Genomic DNA, 16,733 nt, shown 5'->3' with positions numbered 1-16,733 from the left:
GGGGACGCCCCGGGTCGGCGGTCAGACGAGGGTGTCCAGGATGGGGATGACCTTGTCGGCGCGGGTCATCGGGTTCACGAAGGCCAGGCGCAGGACGCTGCGTCCCTCGAACCTGGTGGGGACGCAGAGGATCACGCCGTCCACGGCGTTCCGCCGCGACCAGGCCGAGTACTGCTCGTCCGTCCAGCCGACCCGCTCGAACAGCAGGACGGACAGGGTCGGCTCCTGGAGCAGACGCAGGTGCCCGGACTCCCGGATGTGGTCGGCGACGCGGCGCGCGGTCGCGAGGGTCGTCTCGACGGCCTCGGAGTACCGGGCGGTGCCGTGCGTGGCGAGGCCGAACCAGAACGGCAGGCCGCGGGTCCGGCGGGTGAGCTGGACGGCGAGGTCGGCCGGGTTCCACTCCTCGCGGTCGATCTCGTCCAGATACCCGGCGTGCTGGGTGTGCGCGGCGCGGGCGAGGCGCGGCTCGCGGTAGATGAGCGCGCAGCAGTCGTAGGTGGAGAACAGCCACTTGTGCGGGTCCACGATGAAGCTGTCGGCGTTCTCGATGCCGCGATATCGGTCCCGGACGGAGGGGGCGGCGAGCCCGGCCCCACCGTACGCGCCGTCCACGTGCATCCAGGCGCCGAAGTCGCGGCAGGCGGCGGAGACGCCCTCGAGGTCGTCGATCAGGCCGCCGTTGGTCGTCCCGGCGGTCGCGACGACGGCGAAGACCGTCCGCCCGGCGGCGCGCTCGGCCTCGAGGACGGTCCGCAGGGCGTCGCCGGTGAGCCGTCCGTGGTCGTCCGGGACCACGACGACGTCGGCGTCCAGCAGCCGGACGGCCGACTTGATCGACGAGTGCGCCTCGGCGGTGCAGGCGAGCCGCCAGCCGCCGTCGGGGCGTCCGCCGAGCCGGTGCCGGGCGGCCTCACGGGCGGTCGCGAGGGCGGACAGGTTGCCCATCGTGCCGCCGGAGACGAACGTCCCGCCCGCGGTGGACGGCCAGCCGAGCAGTTCGACGAGCCAGGCGATGGCCTCGTTCTCGGCGTGGATCGCGCCCGCGCCGGTCTCCCAGAGCCCGCCGAAGACGTTCGCGGCGCCGACGACGCAGTCGAACGCCATGGACGTGCGGGACGGCGCGGCGGCGATGTAGGCCAGGTTCAGCGGGTCGTCCATCGAGCGGGTGGCGGGGAGCAGCACCTCCTCGAACACGCGCATCGCCTCACGGGAGCCGATCCCGGACGGGGTCACGGTCTTCCCGGCCTCGTTCCGCAGCTCGGACGCGGGCCGTGCGGTGGTCTTCGGGTCGCTCGACCGCACCACCCGCCGCCTCGCCCACTCCAGGAGAGCGTCCACCACGGCCGTCTCGTCGCCCCACGGGGAACCCAGGGCCTGGTCCATACCCCCGCCCATGCCACCTCCATCGCTGACACACAGCCGACACCAATGTCCACAAAGGTCACAAACATGCCGAGAGGCCACATAACCCTCGTTTGACCTCAAAAGAAAAGTACCCTGTCGCGCCTCCGTCCGTAAGTGGCGGCCCTCCCCTCACGCCGATCGCCGGACCGCACCGGACCACGCCGCCCCGGCAACGCGGAACGGGCCGCCCCCCGAGAAGGGGACGGCCCGTTCGCCGAGCGGTGCGCCTGGGGCGCGACCCGCCTACTTGCGGAGCAGGTTGCGCAGGACGTACTGCATGATGCCGCCGTTGCGGTAGTAGTCGGCCTCACCGGGGGTGTCGATCCGGACGACGGCCTGGAACTCCTTGCCGTCGGCCTTCACGGTCACCTCGCGCGGGGTCTCGCCCTCGTTGAGCTTCTCCACGCCGGTGATCTCGAACGTCTCGGTGCCGGTCAGGCCCAGGGACCCGGCGGACTCGCCGTCCCTGAACTGCAGCGGCAGGACGCCCATGCCGATCAGGTTCGAGCGGTGGATGCGCTCGTAGGACTCGGCGATGACGGCGCGGACGCCGAGCAGCGCGGTGCCCTTGGCCGCCCAGTCGCGGGACGAGCCGGAGCCGTACTCCTTGCCCGCGATGACGACGAGCGGGGTGCCCTCGGACGCGTAGTTCTGCGCGGCGTCGTAGATGAACGACTGCGGCGCGCCCACCTGGGTGAAGTCGCGGGTGTAGCCGCCCTCCACGCCGTCCAGCAGCTGGTTGCGCAGCCGGATGTTGGCGAAGGTGCCGCGGATCATGACCTCGTGGTTGCCGCGGCGCGAGCCGTAGCTGTTGAAGTCGCGGACCGCGACGCCGTTCTCCTGGAGGTACTGCGCGGCCGGGGTGCCGACCTTGATCGAGCCCGCCGGGGAGATGTGGTCGGTGGTGACCGAGTCGCCCAGCTTGGCGAGCACCCGCGCGCCGGCGATGTCGGTGACCGGGGCCGGCTCCATCGCCATGCCGTCGAAGTACGGGGCCTTGCGGACGTAGGTGGAGTCGGCGTCCCACTCGAAGGTGCCGCCGGTCGGGATGTCCAGGCCGCGCCAGCGCTCGTCGCCCTTGAAGACGTCGGCGTAGGTGCGCAGGTACATCTCCTGGCCGATGGCGGACTCGACGATCTCGGCGACCTCGTCCGACGCGGGCCACAGGTCCTTCAGGTACACCGGGTTGCCCTCGGCGTCCTCGGCGATCGCGTCGTTGAGGATGTCGATGTCCATCGTGCCCGCGAGCGCGTAGGCGATGACCAGCGGCGGCGAGGCCAGGTAGTTCATCTTCACGTCGGGGCTGATGCGGCCCTCGAAGTTGCGGTTGCCGGACAGCACCGCGGTGACGGCCAGGTCGCTGTCGTTGATCGCCTTGGAGATCTCCGGCTGGAGCGGGCCGGTGTTGCCGATGCAGGTGGTGCAGCCGTAGCCGACCAGGTTGTAGCCGATCTTGTCGAGGTACGGGGACAGGCCCGCGCGCTCGAGGTAGTCGGTGACGGCCTGGGAGCCGGGCGCGAGGGAGGTCTTGACCCACGGACGGCGGGTCAGGCCCTTCTCGACGGCCTTCTTGGCGAGCAGGCCCGCGGCGACCATCACGTACGGGTTGGACGTGTTGGTGCAGGACGTGATGGCCGCGACCGCGACGACGCCGTGGTCGATCGTGAACTCGGCGCCGTCGTCCATCTTCACGACGGTCGGACGGTGCGGGCGGTCGCCGTTGGCGTGCTCGGCCGGGGCGTCGGACGCCGGGAAGGACTCGATGCCCGCCTCGTCGCCGTCCTTGACGTAGTTCTGGACGTCGCGGCGCCAGGTCTCCTTGGCGGCCGAGAGGGAGATGCGGTCCTGCGGGCGCTTCGGGCCGGCCAGCGACGGGACGACCGTCGACAGGTCGAGCTCGAGGTACTCGGAGAACTCGGGCTCGACCGCCGGGTCGAGCCACATGCCCTGCTCCTTGGCGTACGTCTCGACGAGCGCGATCTGCTCCTCGGAGCGGCCGGTCAGGCGCAGGTAGGACAGGGTCTGGTCGTCGATCGGGAAGATCGCGCAGGTGGAGCCGAACTCGGGGCTCATGTTGCCGATCGTGGCGCGGTTGGCCAGCGGCAGCTCGGCCACGCCCTCGCCGTAGAACTCGACGAACTTGCCGACGACGCCGTGCTTGCGCAGCATCTCGGTGACGGTCAGCACCAGGTCGGTCGCGGTGGTGCCGGCCGGGAGCTGGCCGGTCAGCTTGAAGCCGACGACCCGCGGGATCAGCATGGAGATCGGCTGGCCGAGCATCGCGGCCTCGGCCTCGATGCCGCCGACGCCCCAGCCGAGGACGCCGATGCCGTTCTCCATCGTGGTGTGCGAGTCGGTGCCGACGCAGGTGTCGGGGTAGGCGACGCCCTCGTTGTCGAACACGACGCGGGCCAGGTGCTCGATGTTCACCTGGTGCACGATGCCGGTGCCGGGCGGGACGACCTTGAACTGGTCGAACGCGGTCTGGCCCCAGCGCAGGAACTGGTAGCGCTCCTTGTTGCGCTCGTACTCGACCTGGACGTTGCGCTCGAACGCCTCGGGACTGCCGAAGTAGTCGACGATGACCGAGTGGTCGATGACCATCTCGGCGGGCGCGAGCGGGTTGATCCGGGTGACGTCGCCGCCGAGGTCGCGCACGGCCTCGCGCATGGTCGCCAGGTCCACCACACAGGGCACGCCGGTGAAGTCCTGCATGATCACGCGGGCCGGGGTGAACTGGATCTCGTGGCTCGGCTGGGCCTTGCTGTCCCAGCCGGCGAGCGTGCGGACGTGGTCGGCGGTGACGTTCGCGCCGTCCTCGGTGCGCAGCAGGTTCTCGAGCAGCACCTTCAGGCTGTACGGGAGACGGGCCGAGCCCTCGACGGCGTCCAGCCGGTAGATCTCGTAGGACTTCTCGCCAACCCGCAGCTCACTGCGGGCGCCGAAGCTGTTCGCGGACACGGACTCCTCCTCCGTCACCGCCGCGCGTCCGGTCCGGGACACGACTGCGCGGCGAAATCTCTGTTCGTCTTGTCGAGGCGGGCCGTCCCGCTCGGCGGCGGCCGGTCGTGGAGTGCGACCCGGGCCGGTCAGAGCCGGGCGGACGCTGTCACTCGCCCCAACAGAATCCTCCCGCACCCGGGTGGCTGCTCGGGACCCGCCCCCGCCCAACTTCCGCCGATTTTCTCTCGACATCAAGCTATCTGGAATTTATCTCGATATCAACATACCTCGGATCGGGAACCGTCCTGGACCATCGAACGTCTTCGATATATCGTTGTCGTATCGCGAGGGATCAAAGAGATCTCTCAGAAGGCGGTGGTGAAGATGGGATGGGGACACGGCTTCCGAGCTCACGGCGGACCCGGCCACGGCGGCTGGCCCTTCGGCGACCCCCGGACCTGGGGTGGCGGCGGCCCCGGCCCCTTCGGACCCGGAGGGCCCTTCGGACCCGGTGGACCGCCGTGGAAGCGCGGCGGCTGGGGCGGTCCCGGCGGGCGCGCCCGCAAGGGCGACGTGCGCGCCGCGATCCTCGCGCTGCTCGCCGAGCGGCCCCGCAACGGCTACCAGGTGATCCAGGAGATCGCCGAGCGCAGCGGCGGCGCGTGGCGGCCCAGCCCCGGCGCCGTCTACCCCGCGCTCCAGCAGCTCGCCGACGAGGGCCTGGTCGCGTCCGAGGAGGACGCCGGGCGCCGCGTCTTCCACCTCACCGACGAGGGCCGCGCCTACGCCGAGGAGCACGCCGACGAGCTGGCCGAGCCGTGGGCGCGGATGAACGAGGGCGTCCCCGAGGGCGTCCCGGAGCTGTTCAAGGCGATGGCGGGCACCGGCGCGGCGGCCGTCGAGGTCCTGCGCTCCGGCACCCCGGACGGCGTCGAGCGGGCCGTCGAGATCCTCAGTGCGGCCCGCCGCGACCTGTACCGCATCCTGGCCGACGACGCCCCCGGGGCGGACGGCCGGGGCGACTCCGAGGAGCGGACATGACGAACTCCAGAGACCCCGGCGAGCACGCCGGAACGGGCGACCGCGAGCCCATGGGCGCGTCCGGGCACGGCGGCGCCGGGCACGGCGGCGCCGGGCAGGACGCCTCCGGGTACGACGGCGGCGCGCGGCGCGCGTCCGGGCCCGAGGCCCTGCGGGTCGGCGACGCCGAGCGGGACGCGGTCGCGCTGGCGCTGCACGAGCACTTCGCGGCGGGACGCCTCGACCGCGCCGAACTGGACGAGCGCCTCGGCGCGGCGCTCGCGGCCAAGACCCTCGGCGACCTGCGCGCCGTCGTCCGCGACCTGCCGGAACCGAGCGGCCTCCCCGCCCCCGAGCGGGAGCCCGTCTCGGCCTCCTTCGGCCCCGGCCCGTTCGGCGGGCGCGGCCACCACGGCCCTCACGGGTGGCCGGCGGGCCAGCACGGGCCGCGTGGGCACGGGCAGGCGGCCCTGTGGGCCGGCGGCGGACATCCGGCCTGGCACGGGCATCACCGGCGCCGGGCGGTCCTCCCCCTCCTCGCCGTGGTGTTCGTGGCCGTGGCGCTCAGCGCGGGCGCGGGCTCGGCGCTGCTGACCGTGTTCCACGTCGTGGTGATCCTGTGGGTCCTGCGCGCGCTGGCGCTGTTCGTCCACGTGCGGCGTCACCGCGGGGTCCTGCGGTGACGCGCGCTTGATACCGCTTGATACCGGCTGATACGGGTTGATATCGCGGCCTCCCCGTCCTCACCCCCATGGGACGAGGAGGCCGCGAGCCTTGGGTCAGGCCGCCAGTGCGGCGGCCCGCTTCGCGCGGGACTCGATCCGGTCCCAGTCGCCCGCGCGGACGGCGTCCGCCGGGGTCAGCCAGCTCCCGCCGACGCAGCCGACGTTCGGCAGCGCGAGGTAGCGCGGCGCCGACTCGGGCGTGATGCCGCCGGTCGGGCAGAACCTGATGCCCGGCAGCGGCCCGCCGAGCGCCTTCAGGTAGGACGCGCCCCCGGCCGCCTCGGCCGGGAAGAACTTCATCTCCGTGATGCCGTGCTCCAGCAGCGCCATCGCCTCGGACGCGCTGGACACGCCGGGCAGGAACGGCAGCCCGGTCGCGGTCATCGCGTCCCGCAGCGCGGGCGTGCACCCCGGGCTGACCAGGAACCTCGCGCCCGCGTCGAGCGACCGCGCGGCGTCGGACGGCGCGACGACCGTGCCCGCGCCGACGACGGCGTCCGGGACCTCGGCGGCGATCCGCTCGATCGCGGCGAGCGCGGCCTCGGTGCGCAGCGTCACCTCGATCGCGCGCAGGCCGCCCGCGACGAGCGCGCGGGCGAGCGGGACGGCGGCGTCCGCGTCGTCCAGGACGACGACGGGGACGACCGGGGCCAGGTCCAGCAGTTCGCGGGCGTTCATACCCTCTCCAAAACGATCATGCGTTCGCCTGGGTCAGGCGGACGGCGGCGCCGACCAGGGCCGGGTGCGGATGGACGATCAGGGCGGTCGGGACCGCCTTGAGGTAGTCGGTGACCGGCGGCTTGTCCTCGAAGCGGCGGCGGAAGTCGCTGGACTGCAGCACGCCCGGGATCCGGGGCAGGATGCCGCCCGCGAGGTAGACGCCGCCGGTCGCGCCGAGCGTGAGCGCGACGTTCCCGGCGAACGAGCCGAGCAGCCCGCAGAAGGCGTCGAGGGCCTCGGCGCAGGCGGGCTCGTCGCGCCGGTCGACGATCATCGCGGCGGTGAGCGGCGGCACGCGGACGCCGTCCAGCATCGCCAGCAGCCGGTACAGCCGGACGAGGCCGTCGCCGGAGAGCAGGTACTCGGCGTTCGCGACGCCGAGCTCGGCGCGCAGCAGCCGCATGACCTCGATCTCCCGGTCGGTGCCCGCCGGGACGTCCACATGGCCGCCCTCGCCGGGAACCGGGATCCATCCCGTTCCCACGCCGTCCGGTACTGGGACCAGGCCCGCCACCCCCATGCCGGTGCCGGGTCCCAGTACCGCGCGCGGACCGCCGGCGGGCGGAAGCGCCCCTCCGACGGCCATCAGGTCGTCCGCCCCGAGTCCGGGCAGCGACCAGGCCAATGCCTCGAAGTCGTTGATGACCGTGAGGTTCTCGATGCCGAGGTGGGCGCGGGTCCGCTCGACCGTGTCGTTCGCCCAGCCCGCGTTGGTCAGCCGGATCCGGCCGTCCACGATCGGACCGGCGACGGCCAGGCAGGCCGCGGCGGGCCGCGCTCCCCCGCCGTGCTCGGCGAGGTAGGCGGCCGCGGCCTCGGCCAGGCCCCGGTGGTCGCGGGTGGGCAGCGCGGCCACCCGCTCGGGCGCGGCGCCCGGGCCGTCCACCAGCGCGAACCGCGCGTTGGTGCCGCCCACGTCCGCGACCAGCCACGGCGTCGTCATGTCGTTCTTCCTCCTCGCCTGCGAGCGCTCAGCCGGCCACGCCGTCGAACACGCCCGCGCCGCGCTCGGCCGGGCCGACGGCCCGGCGGAACGCCCCGAACAGCTCGCGTCCGGTCCCGTGGACCGCCCCGGAGGGCGGCGCGACGGGCTCGCGCGCGGCGAACTCGTCGTCCGGGACCAGGACTTCCAGGAGCCCCTTGTCCGCATCCAGCCGTATCACGTCCCCGTCGCGCACGCGCGCGAGCGGACCACCGGCCGCGGCCTCGGGAGACACGTGAATCGCGGCGGGGACGGACCCGGAGGCGCCCGACATCCGCCCGTCTGTGACGAGTGCCACACGGTGCCCGCGGTCCTGGAGAACGCCGAGGGGCGGGGTCAGCTTGTGCAGTTCGGGCATCCCGTTCGCCGCGGGCCCCTGGAACCGGACGACCGCGACGAGGTCCCGGCCGTCGAGCTCCCCGGCGGCGAACGCGGCCTGGAGCTCGTCCTGCGAGCCGAACACCCGCGCGGGCGCCTCGATCGTGCGGCGCCCGCGCTCGACCGCCGAGACCTTCACGACCGCGCGGCCGAGGTTGCCGTCGACGGTGTGCAGGCCGCCGTGCTCGTCGAACGGCTCGGACGCCGGCCGCAGCACGCCCGCGTCCCCGGACGTGGCGGGCGCGTCCGACCAGGTCAGCGCGCCGTCGTCCAGGGTGGGGACGACCGCGTACTCGGCCAGGGAGGCGCCGCCGACCGTCCGGGCGCCGCCGTGGACGAGGCCCGCGCCGAGCAGCTCGCGGATGAGGAATCCGGTGCCGCCCGCCGCGTGGAAGTGGTTCACGTCGGCGGTGCCGTTCGGGTACAGCCGGGTCAGCAGCGGCGTGACGCGGGACAGCTCGTCGAAGTCGTCCCAGGTCAGCTCGATGCCGGCGGCGGCGGCCATGGCGACCAGGTGCAGGGTGTGGTTGGTGGAGCCGCCGGTGGCGAGCAGCGCGACGACGCCGTTGACGAAGGCGCGCTCGTCCAGCAGCTCGCCGATCGGCGTGTACTCGCCGCCGCGCACGTCGGTGAGCTCGACCACGCGCCGTCCGGCCGCCCGGGTCAGCGCGTCGCGCAGGTCGGTGTGCGGCGGGACGAAGCTCGCGCCCGGCAGGTGGAGGCCCATGACCTCCATGAGCAGCTGGTTGGAGTTCGCGGTGCCGTAGAACGTGCAGGTGCCGGACGAGTGGTACGAGCTCGACTCGGCGGCGAGCAGCTCGTCCCGGCCGATCTCCCCGGTGGCGAACCGCTTGCGGATCGCGGCCTTCTGCGCGTTCGGCAGCCCGGACGCCATCGGCCCGGCCGGGACCAGGATCGCGGGCAGGTGCCCGAACGCGAGCGCGCCGATCACCAGGCCCGGGACGATCTTGTCGCAGACGCCGAGCAGCAGCGCGCCGTCGAACATGTCGTGGGACAGCGCGACCGCCGTGGCCATCGCGATGACGTCCCGGCTGAACAGTGACAGTTCCATCCCCGCGCGGCCCTGCGTGATGCCGTCGCACATCGCGGGCACGCCCCCGGCGAACTGCGCGGTGCCGCCCGCCTCGGCGACGGCGGCCTTGAGCACGTCCGGGTAGTCCTTGAGCGGCGCGTGCGCGGACAGCATGTCGTTGTAGGACGACACGATCGCGATGTTCGGCGTGACGTCCCCGCGGAGCTGGAGCTTCACGTCGGGCGCGCAGGCGGCGAAGCCGTGCGCGAGGTTGGCGCAGCCGAGCCCCCCGCGGGCGGGTCCGGCGGTGCGCGCGTCGGCGATACGGCCCAGGTAGGCCGCGCGGCGGTCGGCGCTGCGCGCGGCGATCCGCTCGGTGACCCGCGCGACGACGGGGTGCGGCGAGACCGGCAGGGCGCTCATGGGTCACTCCAAGCCGAGGGGACGGAACATCGACACACGCAACTTAGCGGGGATAGGTCTACAAGTCATCAGACTTACGCAGTAATCTTTACAGAAGTTTCCATGCTAGAGCCAACTCGGCGCCCTTACCCTCCCCACGACGCCCCTGGCCGCCCCTCGTCCGCCCCTCGTCCGCACCTCGCGCCTGCGGGGCGCGGCCGCGTTCGAACCGCTCGCCCCGATCCCGTCCACGTGCTTGGATGATCCGATGCCCCACCGGCCCGTCTACCCGTCCGCGCGACGCCCCGCCACCTGCGGGGACGTGCTGCGCCTCGTCCGTGAGGACGGCGTCGCCACACGCGCCGAGCTGGCCCGCGTCACCGGGCTGTCCCGCCCCGCGGTCGCCGCCCGGGTGACCGAGCTGATCGCGCACGGGCTGCTGGTCGAGCACGCCGACGGGCCGTCCACCGGCGGCCGCCCGCCCGCGCGCCTGGCCTTCGACGCGGCGGGCGGCACGGTCCTGGTCGCCAACCTCGGCCAGTCCCGCGGCCAGCTCGCCGTCTGCGACCTCGCCGGGACGATCCTGCGCCGCGCCGACGCCGACCTGCCGCCCGGACGGCTGCCCGAGGTCGCGCTGCCCGCCCTCGTCGACCAGTGGACGGCCCTGCTCGACGCCTGCGGCCTGCCCGCGTCGTCCGTGCGCGGCGCGGGCATCGGCGCGCCCGACCCCGCCGACTTCGACCTGTGGGACACCTCCCCGGTCACCGAGCGCTTCGGCGTGCCCGCCCTGCTCGACAACGAGGTCAACGTCGCCGCGCTCGGCGAGCACCGCGTCCACCACGCCGCCGTCGCCGACCTGCTGTTCGTGAAGGTCTCGACCGGCATCGGCGCCGGGCTGATCTCCGGCGGGCGCATCCAGCGGGGCGCGCAGGGCGCGGCGGGCGAGATCGGCCACGTCCCGGTGGCCGGGGGCCCCGGCGTCACCTGCCGCTGCGGCAACCTCGACTGCGTCGAGGCGGTCGCCGGGGGCGCGGCCCTCGTCGCCCTGTCCAGCGCACCCGACCTGCCCTCGCTCGTGTCGCGCGCGCAGGACGGGGACGCGGAGGCCGTCCTGATCGTCCGGGACGCGGGACGCCGCCTCGGCGAGGTCATCGCCGCCGCCGTGAACATCCTGAACCCGGCCGTCGTCATCCTCGGCGGAGACCTCACCGCCGCGTACGAGCCGCTCGTCGCGGGCGTCCGCGAGGTCGTCTACCGGCGCGCGACCGCGCTCGCCACCCGCACCCTGCGGATCGAGCCGAGCCGCCTCGGCGAACTGGCCGGCCTCACCGGCTGCGCCGCGATGGTCCTCGACCACACGCTCGCCCCCGAGGCGATCGACGCCGTCCTCGCCTCCGCCTGACGCGCGTTCCCCCTTTTTCGGCCGCGGTTCGCTCCGATGTTCGCGCCGAGGATCGGACGAACGAATCGCGGCCCTGGCAGGAACGCCGTCCGGCATGCCGGGAACCCCTGCGCCGACGGGGCTGTGCAATCTGTGCGGCACCTTGCGGCGCCCTTAACGCATCGTTTACGCTCTCACGCCCCAACCCTTAATTCGTCACGGGGGCGAACTGTGTTCGATCAGTCTCCCGAAGCCATGGAAAAGGCTTTGGAGAACCTGACCAAGGACGCGAACGAGAAGCTGGAACGCTACGCGGAGATGCGCCAGCAGATCGCCGCCATGCGCAGCACCGCGCAGTCCGCGGACGGGAACGTCTCGGTCACCGTCGCCCCCGGGGGCGCGATCACCGACATCACCCTCAGTGAGCGCGCGCTCCGGCAGAGCGCCGCCCAGTTGTCGGCGTCGCTGATGAGCACCATCTCGGCCGCCAGCGCCGACGTCTCCCGCCGGATGGCCGCGACCGTCGCGCCGCTCGCCCCGGCCGGGATGGACGTCGAGGCGCTCGTGAACTCCCGGCTCCCGGCCCCGCCGCCGGAGGCCCAGGAGGGACGCCGGTGACCGAGACCACCCACGACGTCGACAAGCTGGTGTCGGCCGCCGAGAGCGTGGACCGGATGAGCGACGCCGCCACCTCGATCCAGGGCAACGCCAAGGACATCAACATCTCCGGCCACGAGTGGGGCGCGGTCGGGATCGCCTTCAGCGTCCACTACGGCCAGGCGGCGCAGGACGTCAACGAGCACCTGGACCTGCTCGTGAAGTCGCTGCACGGCATCGAGAGCGGCATCGAGCAGACGGCGCGCAACTACGCGGGCGCCAACGAGAAGATCCTCGCCAAGATCTCCGCCCTCGAGGCGGACCGCCCGGAGATCAAGCCGGGCCCGGCAGGGGAGGCCTGACCGCGCGATGGTGGAATTCTTCGGCGACCCGCTCGACGCGGCCAAGGGCAACGTCCCCGGCTGGAGCCAGGTCGACAAGGGCATCGAGCACTACCAGAACGAGGACTACACCTCGATCGCCGGCGACATCGCCGACCTCGGGTACACCGGGTTCACCGCCTGGATGGACCCGCTCGGCGCGCTGGTGGGCGCGGGCGTGGGCTTCCTGGTCGACGTCATCAAGCCGCTGCACGACATGCTCACCTGGGTCACCGGCGACGACGGGGCGATCAGCGAGCACCGCCAGGAGTGGGACGGCGTCGCCAAGAGCCTGGTCTCGCTCGCCGACCAGATGGGCACGGACCTCGCCAAGGACCTGGAGACCTGGACCGGCCCGGCCAGCGAGGCGGGCAAGGCGCGGATCGACGAGTTCATCCAGGGCACCCGCGACACCGCCAACGCGATCGGCGACATCAAGGGCCTGCTCGCCCTCACCGCCTCGCTCTGCGACACCGCGATGTCCCTGATCAAGGACCTGATCTCGCAGTTCGTCGAGTGGCTGATCATCACCTGGCTGGCCGCGCAGGCCGCCGCGATCCCGACCCTCGGCGCCAGCGAGGCCGTCGCCGCGGGCGCCACGACCGCCGAGGCCGCCGTCGCGACCAGCCGCGGCGCCCGGATCGTCCAGCGGGTGCTGTCGGTCTTCAGGAAGATGGCCGACGTCGTCCGCCGGGTCATCACCAAGCTCAAGGCGCTGCGGAACTCGGCGGTGTGGAAGCTGACCGGCAAGGGCGGCAACCAGACCCTCGGCCCGCGCGGCCTCGGCCGCGACCTGGTCTCGGACGGACGGGACGCGCGCCGCGCGCTCGGCGGCGCCAACGGAGCGAGGACCCCGTTCTCCTACGACCCGAAGGACGGCGCCATCGCCGCCGGAACGAAGATCGTCACCGGGATCGGGCAGAGCGAGCAGGACGACCACAGCAACGTCCCGCCCGCGGGCGAGATCAACCGGAAGCTGAACCTCGGTGCCTGACCCCGGCATGCCCGCCCCCGCCGGGCCGACGACCACCTGGACCGGGCTGCGCTGGCTGCCGTTCGGCCTGCCCGTGTTCTTCGTGGTCATCTTCCTCGTGGCGACCGGCGGGGATCCGGGCGTGCTCGGCGGGGATCCGCAGAGCCTGGTGTGGATCCTGTGGTTCGTTCTCCTGGTCGTCCTGCCTCTGGCCGCGGCGGTCCGGCGCCGGATCATCCTCGGTCCGGCGTCGCTCGTCGTCCGCAGGACGTTCAGGACCCACACGTTCCGGCTGAGCGAGATCACCTTCCTGCAGCCCCACATGCCCACGTCCCCGGGACCGAGGTGGCCGAAGCTCCTGGTCCGGTCCTCCGGGCAGCAGTGCTACACCTGGAACCTGGGGCCGGAGCACGAGCGCATCGTCCAGACCGTCCGGGACGCCGTGATCCAGGCGGGCGGCGCCGACCCCCTGGCGAGGGACTGACCGACCCGACGCACGGAACCCCGTTGCCGATCCGGCAACGGGGTTTGCTCTTCGGGGCGCCGCTGGTGATGCTGTGCGCATGGCAGAGGAACTGACGAACGAAGAGTTCTGGGACCAGCGCTACGGCGGCCACGGGCACGACGACGCGCAGGGCCACGGCCACGGACAGGGCCACGGGCACGGGCACGGCCACATCTGGAGCGGCAACCCCAACGCCGCGCTCGTCGAGGAGGTCTCCGACCTCGCCCCGGGGACGGCCCTGGACCTCGGCTGCGGCGAGGGCGCGGACGCCGTCTGGCTCGCCCGGCGCGGCTGGAAGGTCACGGCCGTGGACGTCTCGGGCATCGCCCTCGGACGCGCCCGGGAGCACGCCGAGGAGGCGGGCATGGCGAACGTGATCGAGTTCCAGCGCCGCGACCTGTCCGAGTCGTTCCCGGACGGCGTCTTCGACCTCGTGACCACGCAGTTCCTGCACTCCCCCGCCGAACCGATCTCGGAGCGGATCCTGCGCGCCGCGCGCGACGCCGTCGCCCCCGGCGGAACGCTGCTGGTCGAGGGCCACGCGGGCCCGCCGCCGTGGGAACCGGACTCCGACTACGTCCTGCCCACGGCCGCCGAGGTCGTCACCACCCTCGCCCTGGACCCGGACGTGTGGGAGGTGCAGCGCGCCGTCGAGCACGACCGCGTCCAGACCGCGCCGGACGGCACGGTGGTGACGCGCCTCGACTCCACCGTCAAGGCCCGCCGGACGGCCTAGTCAATCATCTAGGCGGGCGTCCGCTCCGCTTCGACGTCCGCCCCGGTGTCCTTGGCCGGGCTCGCCTGCGGCACCGGCGCGATCCCCCGGGTCAGCCCCGAGCCCGGACCCGAGCCCAGCCCCGAAGCCGGGCCGGGCACAGGGGTCGGCCCTGAGGCCGCGCCCCGGGCCTGGGCCTGCGCGGATTCCGGACCCGAGACCCCGGCTGAAGAAGCGCCACGGGCAGGAGCCGGCGCGCCGTCCGGAACCGCCGCCGCACCCCGCGCCGAGGTCTGTGCGGCCTCCTGGGCCGCCGCCGCGCCCCGCGCGGCGTCCGGGACCGAAGCCGTGCCGCGCGCAGGAATCGGTATGGCGTCCGGGGTGGGCGCCGGGGACCGCGGCGATGGCTTCGCCGCAGGGTCGGCCGGGGCCGGGGCGCCTGTGGCGTCGGACGGGGGCGGCACGAGGAGCGGGAGCTGGCGCGGACGGCCGTGGGGCCCCGGGAGGGAGCGCCGCTGGCGTTCCAGGCCGCGCAGGATCTCGCGGATGCCGCTGACCTGGTCGTCCAGCCCGGCGCGGAGGTCGGCCTCGAAGCGGACGACCTCCTCCGCGGAGTGGAGGGCCTCGCCGTGCCGGGCCCGCGCGTCGTCGAGGAGCTCGGCCGCGGACGCGCGGGCCTCGTCCTCCAGCGTCGCCGCGCGCTCGCGCGCCCGCTCGACGATGTCGGCCGCCTCGCGCTGGGCCGCCTCGAGCAGCCGGTCGGAGGTCTCCTGCGCGAGGCGCATGACGCCCGCCGCGGTCTCCGGCGACTCGGGTGGCCGGGACCGCAGCGTGTCGAGCTCACGGTGCAGCGCGGTCAAGGTGGTCTCGACCTCGGTGAGGAAGTCGTTCACCTCGAACAGGTCGTATCCCTCTCGCAGCCGCACGGTGGTGAACACCTTCCGGGCGACCTCGGACGGCGTCAGCATGTCGCCCCCTTCCACCGGCATGGTCATCACGCTTTGCATTCCCATGACAACGGCTTGTAAACAAGTTGGGGGCGACGGTGTCAGGCGAGGGTCTGGGCGCCGTCCACGGTGATGACCTGGCCCGTGATGTAGGTGTTGGCCATGAGGAACACCGGCGCCGCGCCCGCCTCCTCGGCGGTTCCGAACCGGCCGAGCGGGGTGCCCGCCCCGGCCTGCCGGATCGCCTCGTCCGTCTCGAGTCCGCCGGCCGCGCGCATCAGCGGGGTGTCGAACCCGCCGTAGCGGACGGTGTTGACCCGCACCCTGCGCTCCGCGAGCTCGACCGCGAGCGAGGCGGTCAGCGCCTCGACCGCGCCGACCGCGGCCATCGCCCCCGCCATGCCGGGCCGCGGGCGGAGGACGAGCGACCCCGAGGTGAGCGTGATCGAGCCACCGGCGGGCAGCCGCTCGGCGGCGAGGCGGGCCACGATCAGCGCCGCCCAGGCCCGCTGGTCGTAGGCCGCGCGCGCGGCCTCGGCCGTGAGCTCGGCCACCGCGCCCGCGCCGGTGAAGGCGCCCGCGGTGAGCAGGACGTGGTCCACCCGTCCCGCGAGATCGAAGGCGGCGCGGACGGCGTCCTCGTCGGTGACGTCGGCGACCGCGCCGAGCACCTCGGCGTCGCCGCCGTCGCCCGCGACGGACTCGACGGCGGCGTCCAGGCGGTCCTTGCTCCGGCCGGAGAGGACGACGCGGGCGCCGACCTCGTGCAGGAGCCGGCCGGCGGCGAGGCCGATGCCGGACGTGCCGCCGAGGACGAGCACGGTGGATCCGGCCAGGCCGCCGGGGAGCGGCGAGCGGACCGGGGCGGGGGCGGCGGCGGGGGCGGCGGGAGTGCTGAACACGTCGGTCATGGGGGTCTCCGTTGTTCGAAATAAACCATCCGGTTGTTTTAGATCATGGTGGCGTCCGGCCGGGCTTGTCAACCGGGTGGTTTAATTTCGGTATGAGCTACGACGCGGACGCCACCCGGAACCGCATCTTCGAGGCGGCCTCCGAGGAGTTCGCCGCGCGCGGTCTCGCCGGGGCCCGGATCGAGCGGATCGCCGCCGGCGCGAAGGCCAACAAGCAGGCGATCTACCTCTACTTCGGGAACAAGGAAGCACTGTTCGGCGCGGTCATCCGGGCCAAGATGGACGAGGTCTGCCACGACGGCCCGCTCGACGCCAACGCCGTCGCCGACACCGTGGGCGAGCTGTTCGACTGGTACCAGGAGCACCCCGAGCTCGTCCGGCTGCTGATGTGGGAGGCGCTGGAGTCCTGCACCCCGAACGCCGTCGCCGAGGACGAGCGCCGAGAGGTCTACCGCGGGTACGCCTGCGACATGGTCACCGCGGGCGTCGGCTCGTGCGCCCCGGAGGGCGAGGCCCGCGTCCGCGTCGCGCAGGACTGGCTGTTCACCGTGCTCGGCCTGGTCGCGTGGAACTTCGCCGTCCCGCAGCTGCGCCGCATGGTCCTGGAGGAGGCGGACGACAAGGACGCCCTCGCCCGCCGCCGCGCCGTGGTCGTCGAGACCGTCCGCACCCTCGCCGCGGCCGAGTAGGCCCGCACGTCACCGGTGGCGACGC

The 16,733-nt window shown here is 73.4% G+C and carries 16 protein-coding genes; 9 read left to right on the top strand and 7 right to left on the bottom strand.

Annotated features, from left to right (window positions below; translation table 11 throughout):
• Positions 1–21: 21 nt before the first annotated feature.
• A complete protein-coding gene (locus EBO15_RS22260; protein ID WP_158628327.1) occupies positions 22–1,398 on the bottom strand; it encodes a pyridoxal phosphate-dependent decarboxylase family protein in 1,377 nt (458 codons plus the stop codon).
• Positions 1,399–1,650: 252 nt separating this feature from the next.
• The gene (gene acnA / locus EBO15_RS22255) at positions 1,651–4,368 is read right to left on the bottom strand and encodes an aconitate hydratase AcnA (RefSeq protein ID WP_122196387.1); all 2,718 of its coding nucleotides are present in this window, start codon (positions 4,366–4,368) and stop codon (positions 1,651–1,653) included.
• Positions 4,369–4,923: 555 nt separating this feature from the next.
• Between acnA and EBO15_RS22250 the strand changes: the two genes are divergently transcribed.
• Both EBO15_RS22250 and EBO15_RS22245 read left to right on the top strand, forming a co-directional pair.
• Positions 4,924–5,391 carry a PadR family transcriptional regulator gene (locus EBO15_RS22250; protein WP_233616356.1) on the top strand — a complete coding sequence of 156 codons (468 nt, stop codon included), beginning with the start codon at positions 4,924–4,926 and terminating at the stop codon, positions 5,389–5,391.
• Entirely contained in the window at positions 5,388–6,053 is a 666-nt protein-coding gene (locus EBO15_RS22245; RefSeq protein ID WP_122196360.1) for a DUF1707 SHOCT-like domain-containing protein, read from the top strand. The genes EBO15_RS22250 and EBO15_RS22245 overlap by 4 nt, the downstream gene beginning before the upstream one ends.
• A gap of 96 nt (positions 6,054–6,149) precedes the next feature.
• On the opposite strand, the gene eda is transcribed toward EBO15_RS22245, so the two are convergent.
• Genes eda through edd form a run of 3 tightly spaced genes read right to left on the bottom strand, consistent with a single transcriptional unit; the run spans position 6,150 to position 9,631 of the window.
• A complete protein-coding gene (gene eda / locus EBO15_RS22240; protein ID WP_122196359.1) occupies positions 6,150–6,773 on the bottom strand; it encodes a bifunctional 4-hydroxy-2-oxoglutarate aldolase/2-dehydro-3-deoxy-phosphogluconate aldolase in 624 nt (207 codons plus the stop codon).
• A 16-nt stretch (positions 6,774–6,789) separates the two neighbouring features.
• On the bottom strand, positions 6,790–7,758 hold the full coding sequence (gene glk / locus EBO15_RS22235; RefSeq protein ID WP_122196358.1) for a glucokinase: 969 nt from the start codon (positions 7,756–7,758) through the stop codon (positions 6,790–6,792).
• A 28-nt stretch (positions 7,759–7,786) separates the two neighbouring features.
• Entirely contained in the window at positions 7,787–9,631 is a 1,845-nt protein-coding gene (gene edd, locus EBO15_RS22230) for a phosphogluconate dehydratase (protein WP_122196357.1), read from the bottom strand.
• A gap of 247 nt (positions 9,632–9,878) precedes the next feature.
• On the opposite strand from edd, the gene EBO15_RS22225 reads away from it, so the two are divergent.
• The 6 genes from EBO15_RS22225 to EBO15_RS22200 all read left to right on the top strand — a co-directional run bounded on the left by EBO15_RS22225 (position 9,879) and on the right by EBO15_RS22200 (position 14,182).
• Positions 9,879–11,012 carry an ROK family transcriptional regulator gene (locus tag EBO15_RS22225; RefSeq protein WP_122196356.1) on the top strand — a complete coding sequence of 378 codons (1,134 nt, stop codon included), beginning with the start codon at positions 9,879–9,881 and terminating at the stop codon, positions 11,010–11,012.
• A gap of 234 nt (positions 11,013–11,246) precedes the next feature.
• A complete protein-coding gene (locus EBO15_RS44365; protein ID WP_158628326.1) occupies positions 11,247–11,609 on the top strand; it encodes a YbaB/EbfC family nucleoid-associated protein in 363 nt (120 codons plus the stop codon).
• A complete protein-coding gene (locus tag EBO15_RS22215; protein ID WP_122196354.1) occupies positions 11,606–11,950 on the top strand; it encodes a hypothetical protein in 345 nt (114 codons plus the stop codon). Before EBO15_RS44365 ends, EBO15_RS22215 begins: the two co-directional genes overlap by 4 nt.
• A 7-nt stretch (positions 11,951–11,957) precedes the next feature.
• The gene (locus EBO15_RS22210; RefSeq protein ID WP_122196353.1) at positions 11,958–12,962 is read left to right on the top strand and encodes a WXG100 family type VII secretion target; all 1,005 of its coding nucleotides are present in this window, start codon (positions 11,958–11,960) and stop codon (positions 12,960–12,962) included.
• Positions 12,955–13,425 carry a hypothetical protein gene (locus EBO15_RS22205; RefSeq protein WP_147481611.1) on the top strand — a complete coding sequence of 157 codons (471 nt, stop codon included), beginning with the start codon at positions 12,955–12,957 and terminating at the stop codon, positions 13,423–13,425. Before EBO15_RS22210 ends, EBO15_RS22205 begins: the two co-directional genes overlap by 8 nt.
• A gap of 79 nt (positions 13,426–13,504) precedes the next feature.
• Positions 13,505–14,182, top strand: a complete 678-nt coding sequence (locus EBO15_RS22200; RefSeq protein ID WP_122196351.1) for a class I SAM-dependent methyltransferase — start codon at positions 13,505–13,507, stop codon at positions 14,180–14,182.
• An 8-nt stretch (positions 14,183–14,190) separates the two neighbouring features.
• Here the strand turns inward: EBO15_RS22200 and EBO15_RS46855 are convergent, their stop codons facing one another.
• Entirely contained in the window at positions 14,191–15,150 is a 960-nt protein-coding gene (locus tag EBO15_RS46855; protein ID WP_158628325.1) for a DivIVA domain-containing protein, read from the bottom strand.
• Between the two features lie 59 nt (positions 15,151–15,209).
• Positions 15,210–16,019 (bottom strand): SDR family NAD(P)-dependent oxidoreductase, encoded by an 810-nt coding sequence (locus EBO15_RS22190; protein ID WP_122196349.1) that lies wholly within the window; start codon positions 16,017–16,019, stop codon positions 15,210–15,212.
• A gap of 92 nt (positions 16,020–16,111) precedes the next feature.
• Between EBO15_RS22190 and EBO15_RS22185 the strand changes: the two genes are divergently transcribed.
• A complete protein-coding gene (locus EBO15_RS22185; RefSeq protein ID WP_122196348.1) occupies positions 16,112–16,708 on the top strand; it encodes a TetR/AcrR family transcriptional regulator in 597 nt (198 codons plus the stop codon).
• The last annotated feature ends 25 nt before the right edge of the window (positions 16,709–16,733 follow it).

The sequence above is a fragment of the Actinomadura harenae genome (assembly GCF_003696215.1).
GTDB classification, from domain to species: Bacteria; Actinomycetota; Actinomycetes; order Streptosporangiales; family Streptosporangiaceae; genus Spirillospora; species Spirillospora harenae.
The sequence above is the reverse complement of the archived record's forward strand: the minus strand, read 5'-3'. Positions and strand labels throughout refer to the sequence as shown.

Excerpts from the sequence above, each read along its gene's own strand:
- EBO15_RS22260 (WP_158628327.1), bottom strand. The coding sequence starts at position 1,398 with ATGGGCGGGGGTATGGACCAGGCCCTGGGTTCCCCGTGGGGCGACGAG.
- EBO15_RS22245 (WP_122196360.1), top strand. The coding sequence starts at position 5,388 with ATGACGAACTCCAGAGACCCCGGCGAGCACGCCGGAACGGGCGACCGC.
- eda (WP_122196359.1), bottom strand. The coding sequence starts at position 6,773 with ATGAACGCCCGCGAACTGCTGGACCTGGCCCCGGTCGTCCCCGTCGTC.
- glk (WP_122196358.1), bottom strand. The coding sequence starts at position 7,758 with ATGACGACGCCGTGGCTGGTCGCGGACGTGGGCGGCACCAACGCGCGG.
- edd (WP_122196357.1), bottom strand. The coding sequence starts at position 9,631 with ATGAGCGCCCTGCCGGTCTCGCCGCACCCCGTCGTCGCGCGGGTCACC.
- EBO15_RS22225 (WP_122196356.1), top strand. The coding sequence starts at position 9,879 with ATGCCCCACCGGCCCGTCTACCCGTCCGCGCGACGCCCCGCCACCTGC.
- EBO15_RS44365 (WP_158628326.1), top strand. The coding sequence starts at position 11,247 with ATGGAAAAGGCTTTGGAGAACCTGACCAAGGACGCGAACGAGAAGCTG.
- EBO15_RS22210 (WP_122196353.1), top strand. The coding sequence starts at position 11,958 with ATGGTGGAATTCTTCGGCGACCCGCTCGACGCGGCCAAGGGCAACGTC.
- EBO15_RS22200 (WP_122196351.1), top strand. The coding sequence starts at position 13,505 with ATGGCAGAGGAACTGACGAACGAAGAGTTCTGGGACCAGCGCTACGGC.
- EBO15_RS46855 (WP_158628325.1), bottom strand. The coding sequence starts at position 15,150 with ATGCCGGTGGAAGGGGGCGACATGCTGACGCCGTCCGAGGTCGCCCGG.
- EBO15_RS22190 (WP_122196349.1), bottom strand. The coding sequence starts at position 16,019 with ATGACCGACGTGTTCAGCACTCCCGCCGCCCCCGCCGCCGCCCCCGCC.
- EBO15_RS22185 (WP_122196348.1), top strand. The coding sequence starts at position 16,112 with ATGAGCTACGACGCGGACGCCACCCGGAACCGCATCTTCGAGGCGGCC.